Annotated in this window: 17 protein-coding genes; 7 read left to right on the forward strand and 10 right to left on the reverse strand. The window is 63.7% G+C overall.

Features of this window, described 5'->3' with window-relative positions; all coding sequences use genetic code 11:
* The 3 genes from GORHZ_RS12795 to GORHZ_RS12805 form a co-directional block, all read left to right on the forward strand.
* A partial coding sequence (locus tag GORHZ_RS12795; RefSeq protein WP_006333621.1) for a MaoC family dehydratase occupies positions 1–252 on the forward strand: 252 nt, incomplete at its 5' end.
* Positions 249–1133 (forward strand): HpcH/HpaI aldolase/citrate lyase family protein, encoded by an 885-nt coding sequence (locus tag GORHZ_RS12800; RefSeq protein ID WP_006333622.1) that lies wholly within the window; start codon positions 249–251, stop codon positions 1131–1133. The genes GORHZ_RS12795 and GORHZ_RS12800, both read left to right, overlap by 4 nt.
* 47 nt (positions 1134–1180) lie before the next feature.
* A complete protein-coding gene (locus GORHZ_RS12805) occupies positions 1181–2680 on the forward strand; it encodes an acyl-CoA synthetase (protein ID WP_245551412.1) in 1500 nt (499 codons plus the stop codon).
* Between the two features lie 39 nt (positions 2681–2719).
* Here the strand turns inward: GORHZ_RS12805 and GORHZ_RS29505 are convergent, their stop codons facing one another.
* Positions 2720–3700, reverse strand: coding sequence for an alpha/beta fold hydrolase (locus GORHZ_RS29505; protein WP_006333627.1), 981 nt, complete (start codon positions 3698–3700; stop codon positions 2720–2722).
* Positions 3697–5100 (reverse strand): wax ester/triacylglycerol synthase domain-containing protein, encoded by a 1404-nt coding sequence (locus GORHZ_RS12815; protein ID WP_169330668.1) that lies wholly within the window; start codon positions 5098–5100, stop codon positions 3697–3699. The genes GORHZ_RS29505 and GORHZ_RS12815 overlap by 4 nt, the downstream gene beginning before the upstream one ends.
* A gap of 110 nt (positions 5101–5210) precedes the next feature.
* Between GORHZ_RS12815 and GORHZ_RS12820 the strand changes: the two genes are divergently transcribed.
* The gene (locus GORHZ_RS12820) at positions 5211–6698 is read left to right on the forward strand and encodes an HAD-IB family hydrolase (protein WP_006333629.1); all 1488 of its coding nucleotides are present in this window, start codon (positions 5211–5213) and stop codon (positions 6696–6698) included.
* Here the strand turns inward: GORHZ_RS12820 and GORHZ_RS30825 are convergent.
* Positions 6692–6865, reverse strand: a complete 174-nt coding sequence (locus tag GORHZ_RS30825; protein ID WP_157205160.1) for a hypothetical protein — start codon at positions 6863–6865, stop codon at positions 6692–6694. The genes GORHZ_RS12820 and GORHZ_RS30825 overlap by 7 nt on opposite strands.
* 15 nt (positions 6866–6880) lie before the next feature.
* Here GORHZ_RS30825 and GORHZ_RS12825 point away from each other — a divergent pair, with 15 nt between their 5' ends.
* Positions 6881–8590 carry a 1-acyl-sn-glycerol-3-phosphate acyltransferase gene (locus GORHZ_RS12825; protein WP_157205161.1) on the forward strand — a complete coding sequence of 570 codons (1710 nt, stop codon included), beginning with the start codon at positions 6881–6883 and terminating at the stop codon, positions 8588–8590.
* On the forward strand, positions 8587–9471 hold the full coding sequence (locus tag GORHZ_RS12830) for an alpha/beta fold hydrolase (RefSeq protein WP_006333632.1): 885 nt from the start codon (positions 8587–8589) through the stop codon (positions 9469–9471). Before GORHZ_RS12825 ends, GORHZ_RS12830 begins: the two co-directional genes overlap by 4 nt.
* Here GORHZ_RS12830 and GORHZ_RS12835 read toward each other — a convergent pair whose 3' ends face one another.
* The 7 genes from GORHZ_RS12835 to GORHZ_RS12865 form a co-directional block, all read right to left on the reverse strand.
* The gene (locus GORHZ_RS12835; RefSeq protein ID WP_006333641.1) at positions 9472–10479 is read right to left on the reverse strand and encodes an NAD(P)H-dependent glycerol-3-phosphate dehydrogenase; all 1008 of its coding nucleotides are present in this window, start codon (positions 10477–10479) and stop codon (positions 9472–9474) included.
* Positions 10480–10759: 280 nt separating this feature from the next.
* Positions 10760–11302, reverse strand: coding sequence for an SDR family NAD(P)-dependent oxidoreductase (locus GORHZ_RS29510; protein ID WP_006333645.1), 543 nt, complete (start codon positions 11300–11302; stop codon positions 10760–10762).
* Complete coding sequence (locus tag GORHZ_RS12845) at positions 11299–12231, reverse strand: acyl-CoA dehydratase activase (RefSeq protein WP_006333647.1); 933 nt, start codon at positions 12229–12231, stop codon at positions 11299–11301. Before GORHZ_RS12845 ends, GORHZ_RS29510 begins: the two co-directional genes overlap by 4 nt.
* A complete protein-coding gene (locus tag GORHZ_RS12850) occupies positions 12231–13571 on the reverse strand; it encodes a 2-hydroxyacyl-CoA dehydratase subunit D (RefSeq protein WP_006333649.1) in 1341 nt (446 codons plus the stop codon). The genes GORHZ_RS12845 and GORHZ_RS12850 overlap by 1 nt, the downstream gene beginning before the upstream one ends.
* Positions 13572–13586: 15 nt before the next feature.
* Entirely contained in the window at positions 13587–14759 is a 1173-nt protein-coding gene (locus GORHZ_RS12855; protein WP_006333654.1) for a 2-hydroxyacyl-CoA dehydratase subunit D, read from the reverse strand.
* 151 nt (positions 14760–14910) lie between these two features.
* Positions 14911–15762: a PaaX family transcriptional regulator gene (locus GORHZ_RS12860; RefSeq protein ID WP_006333655.1), complete on the reverse strand. Its 852-nt coding sequence runs from the start codon at positions 15760–15762 to the stop codon at positions 14911–14913.
* Positions 15763–15796: 34 nt separating this feature from the next.
* Positions 15797–16972, reverse strand: coding sequence for an NAD(P)H-dependent flavin oxidoreductase (locus tag GORHZ_RS12865; protein ID WP_245551408.1), 1176 nt, complete (start codon positions 16970–16972; stop codon positions 15797–15799).
* A 148-nt stretch (positions 16973–17120) separates the two neighbouring features.
* Here GORHZ_RS12865 and GORHZ_RS12870 point away from each other — a divergent pair, with 148 nt between their 5' ends.
* A complete protein-coding gene (locus GORHZ_RS12870) occupies positions 17121–17912 on the forward strand; it encodes an SDR family NAD(P)-dependent oxidoreductase (RefSeq protein WP_006333657.1) in 792 nt (263 codons plus the stop codon).
* Positions 17913–18126 lie beyond the last annotated feature (214 nt).

The raw sequence follows: 18126 nt of genomic DNA on the forward strand, positions 1-18126 counted from the left end.
GGCATCTCCGTGGGTGATACGACGTTGGGCACCGCAGTGGCGAATCTGGGATGGGACGAGGTCAGATTCCCGAAGCCGCTGTTCCACGGGGACACCATCCACGTGGTCACGGAGGTGCTGGAGTTGCGCGAGTCGAAGTCGCGTCCCGACCAGGGGATCGTGACGTTCCTGCACCAGGCGTTCAACCAGGACGAGGAGTTGGTCGCCTCGTGTAAGCGAACCGGACTCCAGCGGAAGAGGCCGCAGGAATGACCGCGCCGATCAGATCCTTTCTGTTCGTTCCCGGTGACAGTGAGAAGAAGCTCGGCAAGGTCGCCGAGTCCACGGCGGATGCGGTGATCCTCGATCTCGAAGACGCGGTGAGTGGCGGCCGCAAGCCGTTGGCGCGGCAACTGGTGTCGGAGTTCATCGTCGCCCAGCTCGGTGAAACCCGGTGCCCGCAATTGTGGGTGCGCGTCAATCCGCTCGGCACCGAGCATGCACTCGCCGATCTGGCGGCGGTGGTGCCCGCGGTGCCGGCGGGCATCATGATTCCGAAGATCGACGGTCCTGCGGATGTGCGGCGTGTGCATCACTATTTGGAGGCGCTCGAATCCGCGAACGGAATCGCTGCAGACAGTATCCGTGTTCTTCCCGTGGCCACCGAGACCCCCATCGCCCCGTTCCGGCTCGGTGACTTCGCCGATGCGGCGATCTCCCGACTGTACGGACTGACCTGGGGTGCAGAAGATCTCAGCGCGGCACTGGGTGCATCAACGAACGTCGCGCCGTCCGGTGAATGGGCCTCGACCTACCAGATGGTGCGGTCGCTGACGCTGATGGCAGCGCGCGCGGCGAACGCCGAGGCGGTCGAGACCTTGTATGTCGACATCCGCGACGACAACGGGCTCGCCGAGTCATCGCGTCGGGCACGGGTGGAGGGCTTCAGCGGACGTATCGCGATCCACCCCGCGCAAGTCGACACGATCAACGCCGCGTTCACGCCGTCCGCCGACGAGGTGGAGTTCGCCCACCGCGTCGTCGAGGCCTTCTCCGGCGATGTCGGAACCGTCGCGCTGGACGGCAAGATGCTGGACCTACCGCACCTGAAGCAGGCGCAGCGCGTACTCGCGCTCGTTGATTCCGTCAACTGAGCCACCGACAATGTAGTTGATCTGGAGGACCATTGGACGCACAGGCTTTGGCGACCTGGCTGCATCGACGCGCGACACGAGATCCGCAGCGCCCTGCGATCACGTTCGACGGCACCACCTGGACATACGCCGACCTTCAGTCCCGTGTTGAGCGGCTCGCAACTTTTCTTCGATCTCGAGGTGTCGGTGTGGGCGACCGTGTCGCCTATCTCGGCTTCAACCATCCGTCATTCCTGGTGTCGCTGTTCGCCACCGCTCGGCTGGGTGCGGTGTTCGTGCCTCTCAACTTCCGCTTGTCTGGAGACGAAATCGCCTATCAGATGAGCGATTCCGGGAGTTCGGTGATCATTTCCGGCGCGGAACACCTCGATCTGGTCGACACTATCTCGGGAGAGTTGTCGGTGAAGGCTCGCATCACTCTCACCGAGATGCGGAGTGGGTGGGATTTCTGCGACCTTGATGCGCACCCACGCGACAACGCGGACGAGGTCGTCGTCGACCCGGATTCGCCGGCCGCCATTCTCTACACGTCAGGTACCACCGGCCGCCCCAAGGGGGCGATCTTGACCCACCGGAACTTCTGGACCAACAACGTGAACTGGATGCTCAGCGTCGGCTACCACGGTGGCCACGTCGCGCTCACGTCCGCACCGCTGTTCCACTCCGGCGGGATGTGCGTCATGACGCTCCCGGTGCTGATGGCCGGTGGCCACATCATTTTGCACGCACAGTTCGATGCGGCGCACCTGTTGCGCGACGTGGAGAAGTACAGTGTGACATCGCTTTTCCTGGTTCCGACGATGATGCTCTACCTCACCCAACACTGCGATTTCGCGCGCAGCGACCTGTCGACGATCGAGATCATCGTCGCCGGAGCGGCTCCCGTTCCCGAACACCTGCTGCGAACCTTTCAAGATCGTCATGTGCCCGTCAGTCAGTGCTGGGGCCTCACCGAGGCGGCGACGGGCGCGACCTTCCTGGGGACAGAGCGTGCACTCGACAAACTCGGTTCCTGCGGAACGGCCGGCATGCTCAATGAGGTCAAGCTGATCGATTTCGACGGCAACGATCTCGAGGACGTGGATGTGCCGGGAGAGTTGTGCGTTCGGGGAGACACTGTATCCCCCGGCTACTGGAATCTTCCGGAGGCGACAGCCGACGCCCACCTTCCGGGTGGGTGGCTGCGGACAGGTGATGTCGCTTACCGGGACCCCGAAGGGTTTTTCTACATCTGCGATCGTCTCAAGGACATGGTGATCAGCGGCGGTGAGAACGTCTATCCGGCCGAGGTGGAGAACGCACTGTATGGGCATCCGGGAGTGCGTGAGGTCGCCGTCATCGGGGTACCCGATGACGAGTGGGGTGAGCGGGTCGTCGCCGTGGTGGTGCCGGAGCCGGACGCGCGCATCGAACTCGATGAGATGCGCGATTTCTTGACGGCGAAGTTGGCCCGATACAAACTGCCGCGAGAACTCCGAATCCTCGACGAGCTTCCGCGCAACACAACCGGCAAGGTGCTCAAGCACGTTCTGCGCGACAACGCGTGAGTGGTGAGTCACGTCGACAGACCCGGTGTATGGAAAATTTCAGTCGCTGTCGACCGCAGTCCCTGTAGGGCCACCGAGATGCTCGGTCAGGGCGGTGCCGGCCGTCTCGAGCGCCTGCAACCACGGCGCGTGTCCGGCGCCGGTGATCGTCACGAGTCGATTGTCCGGGACGGCGACTATCGAGTTGGCGGCGGCACCGGGCGTGAGGAAGATGTCTCCTTCGCCCCAGATCATCAGAACCTTCTGCTGAATCCGGGATAGGTCGGTACCCCTCAACTGCACCTCGGATCGCACCGACCACCGGATGAGTGCGCGGAAGTAGCTCGCGATGCTCGCCGCGTTGGCGGTGCGATCCGCGATCGAGCGCAAGGCTGTGACAAGTTCTGGGGCGGCCTCGCGGAGTGCCCCCGCTCCCAGGGTGAGATCATTGTTGCGTTGGAAGGCCCTGTCCGACATCGGCATCGACAACAGTTTCGGCCCCACTCGAGGCACGGCCAGAATGCGCATCGTCGGGATCGGGGTCACCCCACCGAGCGAGGCGCCAGGCGCACCGAGCAGCGCGACCCGGCGAATACGTGCCGGGTTGTCCAGCGCGGAGTAGAGCGAGAACTGTCCACCGAGCGAGTGGCCGACGATGTCGACCTGCTCGACGTCGAGAGCGTCGAGCGCGGAGTCGATCACCGCGTACACGTGCGCGCGCAGGGCAATCGTCTTGGACAAGACGTGCGCGTCGGATAAGCCATGGCCGGGCCAGTCGAGCGCGATGACGCGCCGATCCGCCAGATAGGGGAGCAGGGGCGCCGCGAGAACGTTCGCGGACGCTATGCCGTGCAGCAGCAGTACCGGGATCGGGTCGTCCACTGGACCGAATTCCCTGACCCGGACACGGAGGTGGCCGACTCCGCCATCGACCGTGATGTAGCGGTCCCGACCTGACGCGCCGTACGCACGATATGCGACGCCCTCGGCAACTCGAATTCGCTCGTCGACGTTGGCGGATTCGGGATCTGTTCTCGTCATCGGGAGTCCTCCGCGGTCAGGGCCAGCACTTCGTCGAATCCTTCGGTGAGTGCCTTCTCGAAGGTATCCGCGTCTGGAAAGCACTGCGGGTCAACGTTGATTCCCAAGCAGCACACATCACCGTAGGTGATCATCGCGACCATCATCGCCACACCTGGACGGGGTCCGAGCGGATAGGTGCGGGTCACCTGTGCGCCGGCCAAGCTCACCGACTCCGTCAGTCCTCGGATGTTGGAGATCTGCACGTCGGAACTGGCGGTCAGATTTGCCGAGAGTTCAATGATGAGTGGGGTCGGGAGCCTGGTCAGTGCGGGGGACAGTTGATCCAGAAAGCCGATGGCGGGTTCTTCACGCGCCCGCAGGACGTGTTCGCGGACGGTGTGTATCCGCACGGCCGGGTCGTGCTCGGCTCCCGGAGCGGCGAAACGGATGCCCGCGAATCTGTTTCCGCCGAGCGGATCGTTCTCACGACGCAGGCTCACGGGCATCGCGACCACGACACGCTCGGAGGCGACCTCGCCGACGAGTTCGTGGTATCGGCGAACGCCTCCGAGGATGGCGGCGACAAACGCGTCGTTGACCGACCCGCCGACTGCTGCGCTCGCGGCCTTCAGTTCGTGCAGTGGTATGTCGAGCGTGGACAATCGGTGCCCCGAGCTCCGGGTCGACAGGACCGCGGAGACATCTCCCTCGGGATTCTGCAGCATTCGGGTAAGCGAGCGGACATAGCGTGACGCGCTCCCGATCGACTCGATGGGATTGGCTGCGGTGTGGACCGCTGTGCCCACCCCGGTGCGCGTGAGCTTGAGTGCGTTGGCCGGGTTCAACGCCGACCGTGCGGCGTCGACCATCAGTCCGCCGGTGGTGAACCCCCGTCGAGGGTGTTGCGCCGCGGGTGCGGTTCGCCCGCCACTGACATGGGCGAGTCGTAGGAGTTGGATCAGGCCCATACCGTCGGACAGACTGTGATGACAGCGGAATCCCATGGCCGCTTTGCCGTCTTCGAGGCCGGTGAAGAGGATGACCTCCCACGGCGGCTTCGAGCGATCCATGACCCGGTCCCATTCGACTTCGCATTGCTCGAGCAGCTGGCGATGCGTGCCCGGCGCCGAGATCGGAACCCGACGGACATGATCGGCGACGTCGAATGCCGCGTACGGTGACCATACTGGCTGGACCACCGGGATACTCGGTTCGACCACCCGGTCCCGCAGCCGCGGGATTCTCTGCGCGGTTCGCGCGACGGCCTCCCTGAACCTGTGCCAATCGGGTTCGCTGTCGAGCGTCTCGAGCAGCATGCCGGTGGACCTGGTCCGACGATCCGTCTCGGCGCGCCACATCAGGGCCTCCCACGCCGACATCTGCGCGGGACCACCCCAGTCGTTGGCTTCGTCACTCACTTCGCGAAAATGTTCCATCTAAGGTCTCCAAATAGTATGGTTGGACCAAATATAGCAAGACGATATGCACGCGGGAGCATTTTCGAGCCCCGCACGAAAGCGAGACCAGCATGACGCTCGATGACGAGCTCCAAGAAATCCGCCGATCTCCGGCCGGACCCAAGGTCGCGGCCTTCTTTGACTTCGACGGCACGCTGATCGATGGCTACTCGGCTGAGGCGCTCTATTCGGAGAGGTTGCGGAACTTCGAGGTGGGTGTGCCCGAACTGGTGTCCACTGTCAGAACCATGCTCGGTCCCACGATGTCCGAGGAGCAGTTCGGCCGGCTACTCAGCACGGGCGTGGCCGGGTGGGAGGGACGACAGGCCTCCGACATCGAGGAACTCGGCGAGCGTCTCTTCGCGCAAGGAATCGCGGGCCAGTTGTTCCACGAAGCATGGCGATTGGTGAAGGCGCACCAACGCCGCGGTCACACTATTGTGATCGCGACGTCGGCCACAAGGCTTCAGGTTGCTCCGCTGGCCCGAGAAATCGGCGTCGATCACGTGTTGTGCACCGAGTTGGAGGAACACGACGGCGTGCTCACCGGTCGGGTGGCAGGTCGGCCACCGTGGGGTGAGGGCAAGGCCGACGCGGTGAAAGAATTTGCCCAGAACGCCGGGATCAACCTCGCCAAGTCCTACGCGTACGCAAACGGGGACGAAGATGTGCCGTTCCTCGCGGCGGTCGGCAAGGCACGGGTGGTGAACCCGCAGGATGATCTTGCGCGGGTCGCCAATGAGCGTGACTGGCCCACCATTGAAATGCGTAGGGGTACTGGCCGATTGAATCCGTTGCCAGCGGTGAGGACGGCCGCGATGTACGGCGCGCTGGTCGGATCGAGTGTGGCAGGTGTAGCGATCGGCGTGCTCACCGGCCGCCGACGACGCGGAATTGACTTTGCCACTTCACTGTTTGCGCAATTGGCCTCAGCTCTGGGCGACGTCGACGTCGAGGTGATCGGAGAGAAGAACGCGTGGTCGCACCGGCCCGCCGTGTTCCTGATCAACCATCAGAGCTCGCTGATCGATCTGTTGGTCACGACGTGGCTGTTGCGGGGAGGTTTCACCGCTGTCGCCAAGCGCGAACTCGCTGATGTTCCAGTGCTGGGTCAGATCTTGACGATGGCCGAGTTCGCCTTCGTGGATCGGGGTGATTCGGAACGGGCGAGGGACGCGATGGCCGAGGCGAAGCGGCGTCTCGATGACGGCGTGTCGATCGTGATCTCCCCCGAGGGAACCCGGTCGCTCACTCCCCAGGTCGGTGAGTTCAAGAAGGGTGCGTTTCACCTCGCCTCGCAGGCTGGGGTCCCGATTGTGCCGGTGGTGATCCGCAATGCGGGTGAACTGATGTGGCGCAACGCCAAGACGACCCGCAACGGAACGGTTCAGGTTGTCGTTCACGAGCCGATCCCGACGGTGGGCTTTCAGAAGTCGGATATCGATCGCACCGTCCGTGAGGTTCATGATCTCTATGTCGAGACCCTCGAGAACTGGCCTGAGGATGGCACCGCCGCGACGACTGTCGCTCTGACGCAGACGGGGGCCAAGGCTCAATGACACGCACCTCGATCCCATTCAGGAAGATCGTCGGCAACCTGACGGGCCGCCGCGCTGATCCGCCGATTGTTCGCGCCGTTCTCGACGATTCGGATTTCAACAATGAGGCCGCTGAACTCGCTGCGCGCCTGAATGTTCCACTCGAGGAGGTCCTCAGCGAGGTCCATGAGCACCTGGGCGAGATGGCGGCGAGTCACAGTGACGCGGTGCTCACCCAATGGCATCGGCTGGGACGGTGGATGCTGCGCGGATTCGACCGACTCGTCGACGAGGAGGCCATCGCCAACCTGCGGGCGCTCGATCGTGAACACTCCCTGGTGTTCCTGATCTCGCATCGGTCCTACTTGGATGAGTGGGCATTCCCGAGCGCGTTGACCGAACTCGGGGTGCGCGCTCCGTTCGGATTCGCCGGTGCCAACCTCAACTTCTTCCCACTCGGCACGATTGCGCGTCGAACCGGGATCGTGCACATCCGCCGAACCACGTCGGATGCGCCCGTGTACAAGTTGGCGTTGCGGCGCTTCATGCGGCAGCTGGTCGCGGACCGGGCCAACATGATCTGGTCGATCGAGGGCGGTCGGTCCCGGACGGGCAAACTGCGACCCCCGCGACTGGGTCTGCTTCGATACGTGGCCGACGCGGTGGATATGCAGGAAGGGTCGTCCGACGTCCTGTTGGTCCCCGTATCCCTTCTCTACGATCAGTTGCCGGCACACGAGGCGGAGCTGATGACCGCCGAGGCGCGCGGCCAGGGAAAGACCCCAGAAGACCTGTCCTGGTTCGTCGGATATCTCCGCGGTCTCCGAGATCGACTGGGACGCATCTATATCGACATCGGAGAGCCGATCGAGCTCGGTACCCGGCTGCATCAGCTGAGGGACGAGTCCGCGGAGTCCACCGCGATCGAGCGGGTTGCTGTCGAGGTGTCGCACAACATCAACACCGCCACTCCGATCACACCGACCGCAGCTGTGTGCATCGCGCTGCTGGCCGCAGACCGCGCGCTGACTCTCGACGAGGTCATCCGTACCGTCGCTCCCCTGGCGAACTATCTCGCCGCCCGGAACTGGCCGACGGCCGGTGCCGCCAATCTGACAGATCGTTCGACCGTCCGGCGGGCGCTCCAAGATCTGGATCGTTCGGCTGTGCTGACGAGTTTCCAAGGTGACACCACCGTGTGGTCGATCGAGCCATCCCAGCACCTTGTCGCGGCGATATACCGTAACAGTGCCATCCACGCTCTGGTCGAGCGCGCGATCCTCGAGGTTGCGCTCCAGGCGCTCAGTGAACAGTCCGACTCGAGTGTGATCGATTGCGCGCTTGGGTTGCGCGACATGCTGAAGTTCGAGTTCTTCTTCGCTGGGCGCGATAAGTTCGTCGAGTCGCTCCAGCGCGAGTTGGAGATTCTGCCGGGTGCCGATGGGGCGAAACTGGCGACACTCGACAGCGATACCGCCTCGGCAGCGCTGGCGAGCGCCGATCTTCTGCTCGCACCGCTTGTGCTTCGTCCGTTCATCGAGGCGTACGCAGTGGTGGCCAGCCAGCTTGTCGATCTCGGAGACGCCTCCGAGATCGACGAAAGTTGGTTCATCGAAAGGTGTTTGGTTCGTTCGAGACAGTGGGCGCTGCAGCGTCGGAACCTCAGTGAAGAGTCGACGTCGACCGAAATGTTCCGCACCGCTATCAAACTCGCTCGCCGTCGTGGTCTGTTCTATTCGCCTGCGGGCGATCTCGCTCAGCGACGACACGACTTCGATGAGGAGGTCCGGCTGGTGCGCGAGCGAATCGGCCGACTCGGCGAGCGAGTTCTCGGCGCACCCTCGGACGGTTCGGTCGTGTGCCAACCAGTAGACGCGAACATCACCTACCTCAACAAGTTAGGACGTGAATGAGCTTGACCACCACACGGTTCACCTTCACCGACCACGCGGGGGTCGAACTCGCCGCACAGAAATGGGAGCCCACGGGACAGCCAGTAGCCGCGGTGCAACTCATGCATGGCATGGGGGAGCATCTGGGCCGCTATCAACACGTCATCGACGCCTTCACCTCGGCCGGCCTTGTCGTCTACGGCTACGACCAGCGCGGACACGGTCGCAGCATCGGAACAGGTACGCCCGGCGAGATCGGCGAGGACGGTTGGGGGGACCTGGTTGACGACATCGGGGACTTCGCTCGACTGGTGCGCCAACACGAACCCGGCCGCAAACTCGTTCTCGTCGGGCACAGCATGGGTTCCTTCGCCTCTCTGCAATACTTGCTGAAAGACAGCACGAGTCACGACGCCATCGCGCTGACCGGTACGGCCGCGCTCGACCTTCTGGAGCCGGCGCTCGATCTCGACGCGCCTCTGGATCTGGCGATGTTCAACGCCGGGTTCCAACCTCCGCGCACGGACTACGACTGGCTCAGCCGCGATGACTCGATGGTCGATGCGTATATCGAGGACCCACTGTGTGGCTTCGGCCTCGATACCGGAGCGGCGCGCAGCATGTTCGTCGGATCTCGGGCCCTGGGTGATGCCGAGGTCGTCGCCGGGATACGCCCGGAACTGCCGTTCTATCTTGCCGTCGGAGACAAGGATCCGGTGAATGGAGGGCTGGCGCTGTTCCATCCGCTGGTGGAGCGTCTGCGAGCAGCAGGGGTCACCGACGTCACCACCCGTGTTTATCCCGACGCGCGGCACGAGATTCTCAACGAGACCAATCGCCAACAGGTGATCGCGGATCTCATCGAGTGGGTCACCGATCGAATCGGTTCTGCGGCAAACTGATCAGTGCGCCTCGTGGCCACCGTCGGGCAGCATCCGATGGAGGCCACGGTAGGCGTCGGTCGCGCTGCTGCGTTCTGCGACGACGGAGTCGACCTCGGAGCAGATCGGCATGGCCACGTCGAACTCTCGCGCCAGCTCCATCACGATTGGTGCGGTCTTGATGCCTTCGGCGACCTGCCCCAACAACTCAGCCGCCTGCGCAGGGGTCTTTCCCGACGCGAGTAGTTCGCCGGCTCGGCGATTGCGCGACCGCGGACTCATGCAGGTCGCCATCAGATCGCCCACACCGGTGAGTCCGGCAAAGGTGCGCGGGTCGGCGCCCATCGCCACACCCAACCTCGTTATCTCGGCGAGCCCACGTGTCAGGACCATCGCACGCGTGTTGTCTCCGACACCGAGTCCGTCGGCCATCCCGGACGCGATGGCGATGATGTTCTTGAGGATCCCGCCCAACTCGCAGCCCAACACATCGTCGTTGTTGTACAGGCGGAAGACTCCGGACGCGAAGAGAGGGTGTAGGGCCGTGGCGATGTTCTCGTCTTCGGTGGCGACCACGGCGGCCGCGGCGTATCCCCGCGCAATCTCACCGGCGATGTTGGGGCCGGCGAGTAGCGCAACAGGGTGGCCCGGAAGTGCGTCGGTGACAACCTGGGTGGGGCGCATTCTGGTGCCCGGCTCCAGCCCCTTGGCCAGGGACACTACGGGCACCCACGCGCGCAGATCCTCGGCAATGGTGGCGAGTGTTTCGCGCACCGCCACCGACGGCACGCCCACCACGAGGACATCGGCGGAGTGCGCGGCCTCGTGGATGTCGTTGCTGGCCCGGAGCGCCGGGGCAAGTTCAACGTCGCCGAGGTAACGACTGTTTCGACGATTCTGGTTGATCTCGGCAACGGTGTCCGAATCTCTGGCCCACAGCAGTGTCGGTGTGTTGCGAGCAGCGAGCGATGCCACGGTCGTTCCCCACGACCCGGCGCCGAGAACGACCACGTGGATAGGCCGTGACATAGCAACAATCATCACGCATGTGGTGCTCTGAGAAGGCGCTTTTGGTGCAATGTGATCACCGGATGGCGGGGTTTGGTGGCGAGTCGACGCCCTCTGGACCGTTGCGGCCGATATCGCGTGCAGAGTATGAAAGGAGCGCCTATAGCGACATCGCACAGTGTCGGTCCACTCGGGCTTTCTGCTGCTTGGTCCAGTCCTCGTTGCGGTGGGCCCACATGATGAACGCGGCCAAATCAAAGGGCCGGACCGGCCCGAGGAGCCACTGACCGCGAGCCCAGGTTCAGGACGGTTGATCCGAATCCGCATGCGACGAATTGCTCCTCGCGGTGATGTATTCGCGCGCCTCGCGTGCAGCCTTCACCATGGCTGCGGCCAGTTCCTCCGGTGGGCATCCGGCTTCCCGTGCCACCGTGCGGATTCGGGCATCTTCAACGGTCGGTTCGGTGTCCCGAGAGCCCACCGCGACAAGAACCGCGTCGCCTCGGTCCACCATCGCCCGCCTGACAACATCGCCGACCACCTCGTTCGAATCCGGCTGACAATTGACCACGACGTCGGCGTCACCGAGTGCGGCGGAGAGTTCGGCAACCATGCGTTGAGCATCGGAGTGCGACGACAGGTCGCCGGCCGCCGCGACAGCCCACATTCCCGACGCGGCGGCGAAGACCGCTTGCGCCGCAGCCTCGGCCCGGGTGGCATCAGAACCAAGGATGCCGATCCTCTGTGAACCGGCCCGAACGAAATGGAGAGCGACCAGCCGGCCGATTGCGGTGTCGCCTGCCACGACGAAGACCGTGGAATCCTCGAGACCGATGGGCTTCACGCAGGATTCCGTAGCGTCAACCGAACGGGTTCGTGGTGGTGTTCGTGGCTGCCGTCGAAGCCCTCGCACCGCGGGACACCAGTGGATGCGCGATCGGTGAGTTGACTTTTCGCCGCCGAGTCCCGCACGACCGAATGGCCGACCGAGCCCTGGTACTCGTCGCGTGCCAGCAGTCCCGCGCCATATGCGCCGGCGATCTGTGGCTGCGGCAACAGCTCGATCGAGTGGCGAAGCGCCTTTTCGATGTAGTGACGGGCGGCTTCGTTGCGGGCAACCCCACCGGTCATCACGGTGGGTGTCGCCTTGCCCACCTGTGCCACGAGACCCAGCGTTCGAGCGGCCACGGCCTTGTGTACGGATGCGGCGATATCGGCCTTCGCCCGCCCCTGTGCCAGCATCGAGATGACCTCCGTCTCGGCGAAAGTCGCACACATGCTGCTCACCTCGAGACCGTCGGTCCCGGACATGGCCAGACGGCCGACATCGTCGACATCAACCTCCAGCGCACGTGCGAGGACATCGAAGAAGCGTCCGGTCCCGCTCGCACACCGATCGTTCATGGCGAAACGGTCCACGAGCCCGTCATCGTCGACCGCGATGACCTTGCTGTCCTGCCCGCCGATGTCGATCACCAGCCGCACTCCGGGATGCATGGCGGCCGCTCCGCGTGCATGACAGGTGATCTCGGTGAACGAACGGTCGGCGCCCGGGACGAGCTTGCGTCCGTATCCGGTGCTGATCGTGCGTCTGATTTCGCGCGTCTCCACGCGCGCAGCAGCCAGTGCGCCATCCATGGCTCGAGCAACCGCTTCGCGACTGACCGCGCCCATCTGGACGACACTCGATCCGACGAGCGCACCGTCCTCGTCGACGACGGCGGCCTTGGCGGTCGTCGACCCGAGATCGACACCCATCACGTACCAGGACATCAGGCCAGAGTCCTCGTGCGTTGCACATCGATCGCCTCGAGCATCGCCTCGAGGCGACTGTCGAAGAGCTCGTCATTGTAGAAGGAGGCGTCGGCGACATCTCCTTCGAAGAAGAATGACTTGACACCGCGTTCGCGCTCGGCGGTCCTGGCCAGCATGGTCTGTGGATTCGTCATGGCTCGGCAGGTCCGCGTGGAATGAAACGCGATCCCGTCGATGGCGTATTCGTCGAGACGCCGCAACAACAGCTCCTGCAAATTCTTCAGTCCGTGGTTCAGCGGGCACAGCAGGTAGTGCTGTGCCATACCGCGAAGCGGGTTGTCGACATCTATGAGTTGTGGTTCTTGCCAAAATGATTCGTGCGTGTAACGCCCTGCCACGACCGCGACGTCGTACTCCGCGAACTTTCGTGTCAGGAAGCCGAGCTTGTTCCAATTCATGATGCCGTCGAAGTAGACGCGGTAGCGCTCGTTGGCGACCGCGGACACGCTGTCGGCGAGCCGCTGCTCTATCTCGGCCTTCACTCCGGCGAAGTAGTCGACCAGTGCCTGATTACCGGGTAGGAAGTTGATCGGTGCGATACTGGCCACCCAATCCCAATACGTGGCGGGCGTCGGGGCCTGGGTGCACAGTCGCATCCCCTCCAGCCGCAGCTCCGAGGCCTTCTTGATGTAGGACATGCTCTCACTCAGGAGATCCCAGTCGAAACGACGGCCCGTCTGATGTTCCAGGAAGGTGACGAGCTCACGAAGCTGGCCCTCGGCGTACGTGCTCACCTCCTCCCATTCCTCGCCACGCATGTACCCGGCATCGGGCTTGTTACCCCAGAGCATCGGTAGCGAGACATTGAAGACCGGGAGCTGTCGGTCGAAGACACGGTACGTCATGGCGTCCCACTGCTGCCCGGTGCTACAGCCGGCGTAGCCGTTGACGAAGAAGTCCGGTGCCGGTAGCTTTGCGGCGAGTTCCTGCTGGTCCAGCAGACCGACCACGCCGGATTTCCGCTCACTGACGTTCTGCTGTGTCAACACGGCACACCCCAGATGCGTTCGCGCGTAGGAGCACAGTTCGCTGATGTAGCCGTATTCGGCGCCGGCGGCCTGTGCGGGCTCCTCGAGATGCTGAGCCGCCAATCGGGCTGCGAACGCTTCGCCGTGACACCATTCCAGTCCGGCAGCCTGGAACAACGGATTCAGGGCCGCGCCGTTGTACCAGACGACGTGTTTGCCACGCTCTTTCGCGGTGAAGATGTTCTCCCAGTAGTCCGCGGTCATCTTGCCGCCGACGCGGGTGCTCGTCAGTTTGTTGGTCTTGTCCCTCTGGAACAGTTCGGGTTGCACGATGTTCTCCTTGGTTCAGACCGCCACCGAGGCGGAACGGCGGCGGATACGCTCGACGAAAGTCTCCATCTGCGTGCGCAACTTCTCGCTCGGGATTCCTTCGTGTTCGGTCTCGATGAGCAGGGACGGGATCTCGCGGCTATCGAGCGCGTTGCGCAGCTCGGGGTAGTACAACATGTGCGGCTCGCAGAACTTGGCCATCAGGATCACCACCCCCGATGCACCACTGGACTCGATGGAGTCCAGAAGGTATGTGTCCCAGTCGACCTCACTCGTCACCCGAGTGGGACACGGAGCGTTGAGATTACGGGCGAGGTACCACGCGGAGAGGTCGGTGACCGGGTCGGACGTCTCGGGGACATCTGTCGAGATGTATCGATATCCGGTGTAGAGGTCGTCGTCGACGACGATGGCTCCGGATTCCTCGATGACGTCGAGGATCTCGGGCCGAGGTGCATGACAGAAGTGACCCGAGATGTGGAGTCGGACGACGTCGCTCGGTTCTTCGACCGGGACCGACAGTTCGGCGAGTATGGTCTGCAGGGTCGACGTGTGTTCGCCGATGTCCATCACCATGCTCGATTTGACGAGCAACTGCATCTCGCTCGCGGTGATACGGACCCGGCCCGACCGCCGCAGTTCGTAGAAGTGGCGAAGGAGCTGCCGGTTTCCGTTGTACGCCTTGATGCTTGCCGACAGCTCGGCATCACCGATGGTCGTGCCGGTCACGGTTTCGATCTGCGTTCTCACTTCCGAAATCAGGCCGTCCACCCGCGGCCTTGTCCACGCATCGTCCATGGCGCTCGTGAACTGGGCGAAGTGGACTGGCGTGTCCGGTCGCGCGTATCGAATGACATCCACTGCCCCCAGCAACTGGACGCAGTGGTCGGCGGCCACGAAGGCATCGAACACATCGAGTTCGCCGACGGCTGCCTGGTCGGCGACGCTGCGGGTGTACCCGCAGTAGAACTCGGCGAGCATGCTCCGACCTTCGGTGATCGGTGTTCGGCTCTCCTGGATTGTGACCGGCAGTGCCCGCGCCGCATGGACGAGTTCGACCGGGAAATTCATCGGGAACGAGCCGATCACCAGACGGTCGTGGGAGGCCTTCCATTCTTGCGCGTACGAGATCGGGTCGTCGGCGACCGCTTGTAGCAATGCCATCGAGGGTGCATGGAGTTCGCTCACGATTGTCCTTCGGCTGGGGAGACGCGGAGGCGGTGGATGAGGGCGTAGCTCATCGGGGCGTCCATAGAATAATACATTTCGGGCGCGGTCATGTCTAGAAGTGTAGAACGTCAGAACCGTCTGGTGGTGTCCTGAAGTCGAGGCGTGGTGGTCAGTCGAGCCGGGCGATCGACAGCCAATGGGCGTGCGCGGCGGGTGCTCGCTCGGCGCGGAGTGCCTGCAGGCGGCTCACAACTCCGAAGCCGGGCCAGTCGGGGAGTAGCTCGCGAGGGAGTTGCGGATCCATGTACGGCGTGTGCCGGAGGGCGTCGACCAGCTCGATGTGGGCGACGAGGGCGTCTTTGCCGGTGAGGTGCTCGTCGTTGTCGAATCGATCGCGGAGGTCGTCATATGCGGCCGAGACCTTGTCGAGGTCCCACGAGCGATTCACGAGCTCGGCCTCGGGGATACCGACGGCAGCGGGTGTTCCGACGAACGAGATCGTGTTCGAGGTCAATTCGAGTGATTCGATCGCCGCCTGGGCTTCGGGCAGACGATCGACATGGGGGGTGACCCAGATTCCGGCGGTGGGATTGCCGAAACCGGCCCATCGAAGAGCGCCGTAGAGCTTCTTGCGCGTCGCGCGATGTGATTCGGGAATCGGCACGATGATGACGAGCCAGCGACCGTCCCAGCGGCCGGCGGAGGACGCGTCCGGGAACACTCGAACGGCACCTTCGCGAAAGAGCTCGTACGAACGCTCGGTGACCGCCCATTTCGTCTCACGGCCGTTGCGCTCGGCGGAGATCAGACCGGAGGCACCCGCGCGCGCGATCGCCTGCCGACTCGCCGACTCGCCGAAACCCACCCCGGTGAGTGCATAGAGGAGAGCAGCGGTGCGCACCGGCTGGTGGTACGGAGCTACGAGTTCGCCGAGAATCGAGATCAGGGCGGATCGAGCGCTCCCGATCGAGGTTGCGGGGTCACCCGTCGGCGCGCCGGCGCGATCGGACATGAGCGACATGGTAACCAGCGGCGGTCTCCGTGGGTCGCGGCGGTCACGCGGAAGCAGTCGGGATCGGAAGCGATGACGCGAGTCGACGCAGGATCTGCGCAGCGCCGGCGGCGGTGTTCGGGACGAATTCGGCGATCTCGATGATGTCGTCGATTGCCGATGCCACCTGACCGGCCAGGACGAGTCCATCGCGGACGTCTCCGGCGGTCTGCGCGCGTTGCATCGACTCGATCTTCCATCGAGTCAGCTCGACGGCGTCGACGATGTCGCTCGACGTGTGTCCGATGTGTTCTGTGAGTCTGGCGGATGCCGCGTTCCTGAGCCCCCGGCATGGTCCGTACACGCCGTCGAAGGCGACGTCGTCTCCTTCCTGCGCGTCGATCAGTGCCTGAAGGTAGGCCGGGTGCCAGTCCGTGTTGGCCGTGCTGGTGATGAATCGGGTGCCCATCGCGACGCCATGTGCGCCCATCGCGAGAGCGGCGGCCAGGCCGCGGGCATCCCTGGCGCCGCCGGTGAGGAGCACTGGAACGTCGACCGCTTCGGTGACGCTGGGCACGAGAACGTAGGAGTGAACGGCTTTGCTCGGAGCGTGTCCGCCCATCTCGAAACCGGCGGCGATGATGACGTCGACACCGGCCTCGGCCGCCTTGACGGCCTGCCGGGTGGAGCCGACCTTGTGCTGATGAATCATGCCGGCGTCCTTGATCATCGCGATGTACTCGCCGGGGAAACCCGCCGAGGTCGTGAGCACGGTCAGGTGTCGCGCCAGATCTGGATCGGCGCGACGGGCATCGAGCACCATGCGGATGTAGACATCGGTGAACGGCAGCACAACCCCGTTGCCGTCGACGCCGACCGGGATGTTCACGGCGAATGGTCGGTCTGTCAGCGATCGACATTCCTCGATGTGGTCGCGGAACACCCGGGCACCCTCGGCCAGGTCGGCAGGCATTCCCGGCATCGAGACCGTGCCCAGCCCTCCTGCGTTCGACACCGCGGCAGCGAGTTTGGGTGTCCGGAATGGTCCGAGCCCTTCCTGCACGATCGGATGATCGATCCCGACGAGTTCGGTGTAGCGGTTGACGATGGGGTTCACGTTGACCTCCGGGAGTGTGGGAAAGAAGGGTTTGCTGACAGATCGTCGGCACGGCCACCGCTGGGCGCAAAGGGCGAACCCGGCCAGCGCACCGGGCATCGGCGGTGCCCGACGTGCTTTCATACGATACAAGACTAGATAGAAAGTAGTCTATAGTGTAAAACGTTGCTGAGGGTCCGGAAATCGCCACGGCATCTCCGAGATCGCAGAACGCCTCGACCCGAGCGCCCGGCTCTGGGCGTCTTCGAGGTCGTCGATGAAAGGTGAGTAGATGTCACAGTCCCCGCTGGTCCGAAATTACGAGGAGTCCGGTGCCATCATCGTCGGTGGCACATCGGGTGTCGGGCTCGCTACTGCTCTCGGGTTCGCCGACGCCGGTGTGAGGCGTATGGTGCTCGTCGGCCGCGACGAGCATCGGGGAAGCGAGGCCCGGCAGACCGTACTGGACCGGTGTCCCGACGTCGAAATTCACTTCATCGCCGCGGACGCATCGGACAACGCCGTCGTCGAGCGGACCGTTTCGGCGGCTCACGACGCGATGGGTTCGGTTGACATCTGCGTGAACTCGACCACGACTGCCTACAGGCCGGAGTTGTTGCATCGGACGCCCGCTGCCTCATTCTCCGACATACTCACGGGTCAGTCGCTGCCGCCGATGCTGATGACACGCGCAGTCCTTCCGCTGATGCAAGAACAGGGGGGCGGGAGCATCGTCAACATCGCCTCGGACGCCGCCAAGGTTCCCACTCCCGGTGAGAGTGTTCTGGGTGCGGCGATGGCCGCGATCGTCATGTTCACGCGGGTCGCGGCGGTGGAGGCCAAGCGCAACGGTGTGCGGGTCAACGCCGTGACGCCATCCCTCATCAAAGGCACCCGTACTGCCGACAACGTGCTGAGTGACGGGTTCAGTCGATCGCTGTTCGAGAAGGCTGCCACACAGGCTCATCTGGGCGTGGCCGAACCGGACGATCTCGCCTCGCTGATCGTCTTTCTCGGCGGCCCCGGGTCGGCCCGGTTGACGGGGCAGACGGTCAGCGTCAACGGCGGTATCTCCGCCTTTTGAGTCGGTGCAGCGGGGAATTGGGGAGCGATGGAACAAGGCTCTCTGACTTTGTCAAATATACTGCAGGACAACATATTCGACGAGTCCTGCGTCGAGATTCGGTTCAGGAATAGGGTTGTGTTCGAATGGTACGACCTTTAAAATATGACGAACAGCACTCGCCACGATCGTGGTCCCACCGCGGACCGTCATGGTGGCTCAGGTGAATTCTGAC

The sequence above is a fragment of the Gordonia rhizosphera NBRC 16068 genome (assembly GCF_000298195.1).
Taxonomy (GTDB): domain Bacteria; phylum Actinomycetota; class Actinomycetes; order Mycobacteriales; family Mycobacteriaceae; genus Gordonia; species Gordonia rhizosphera.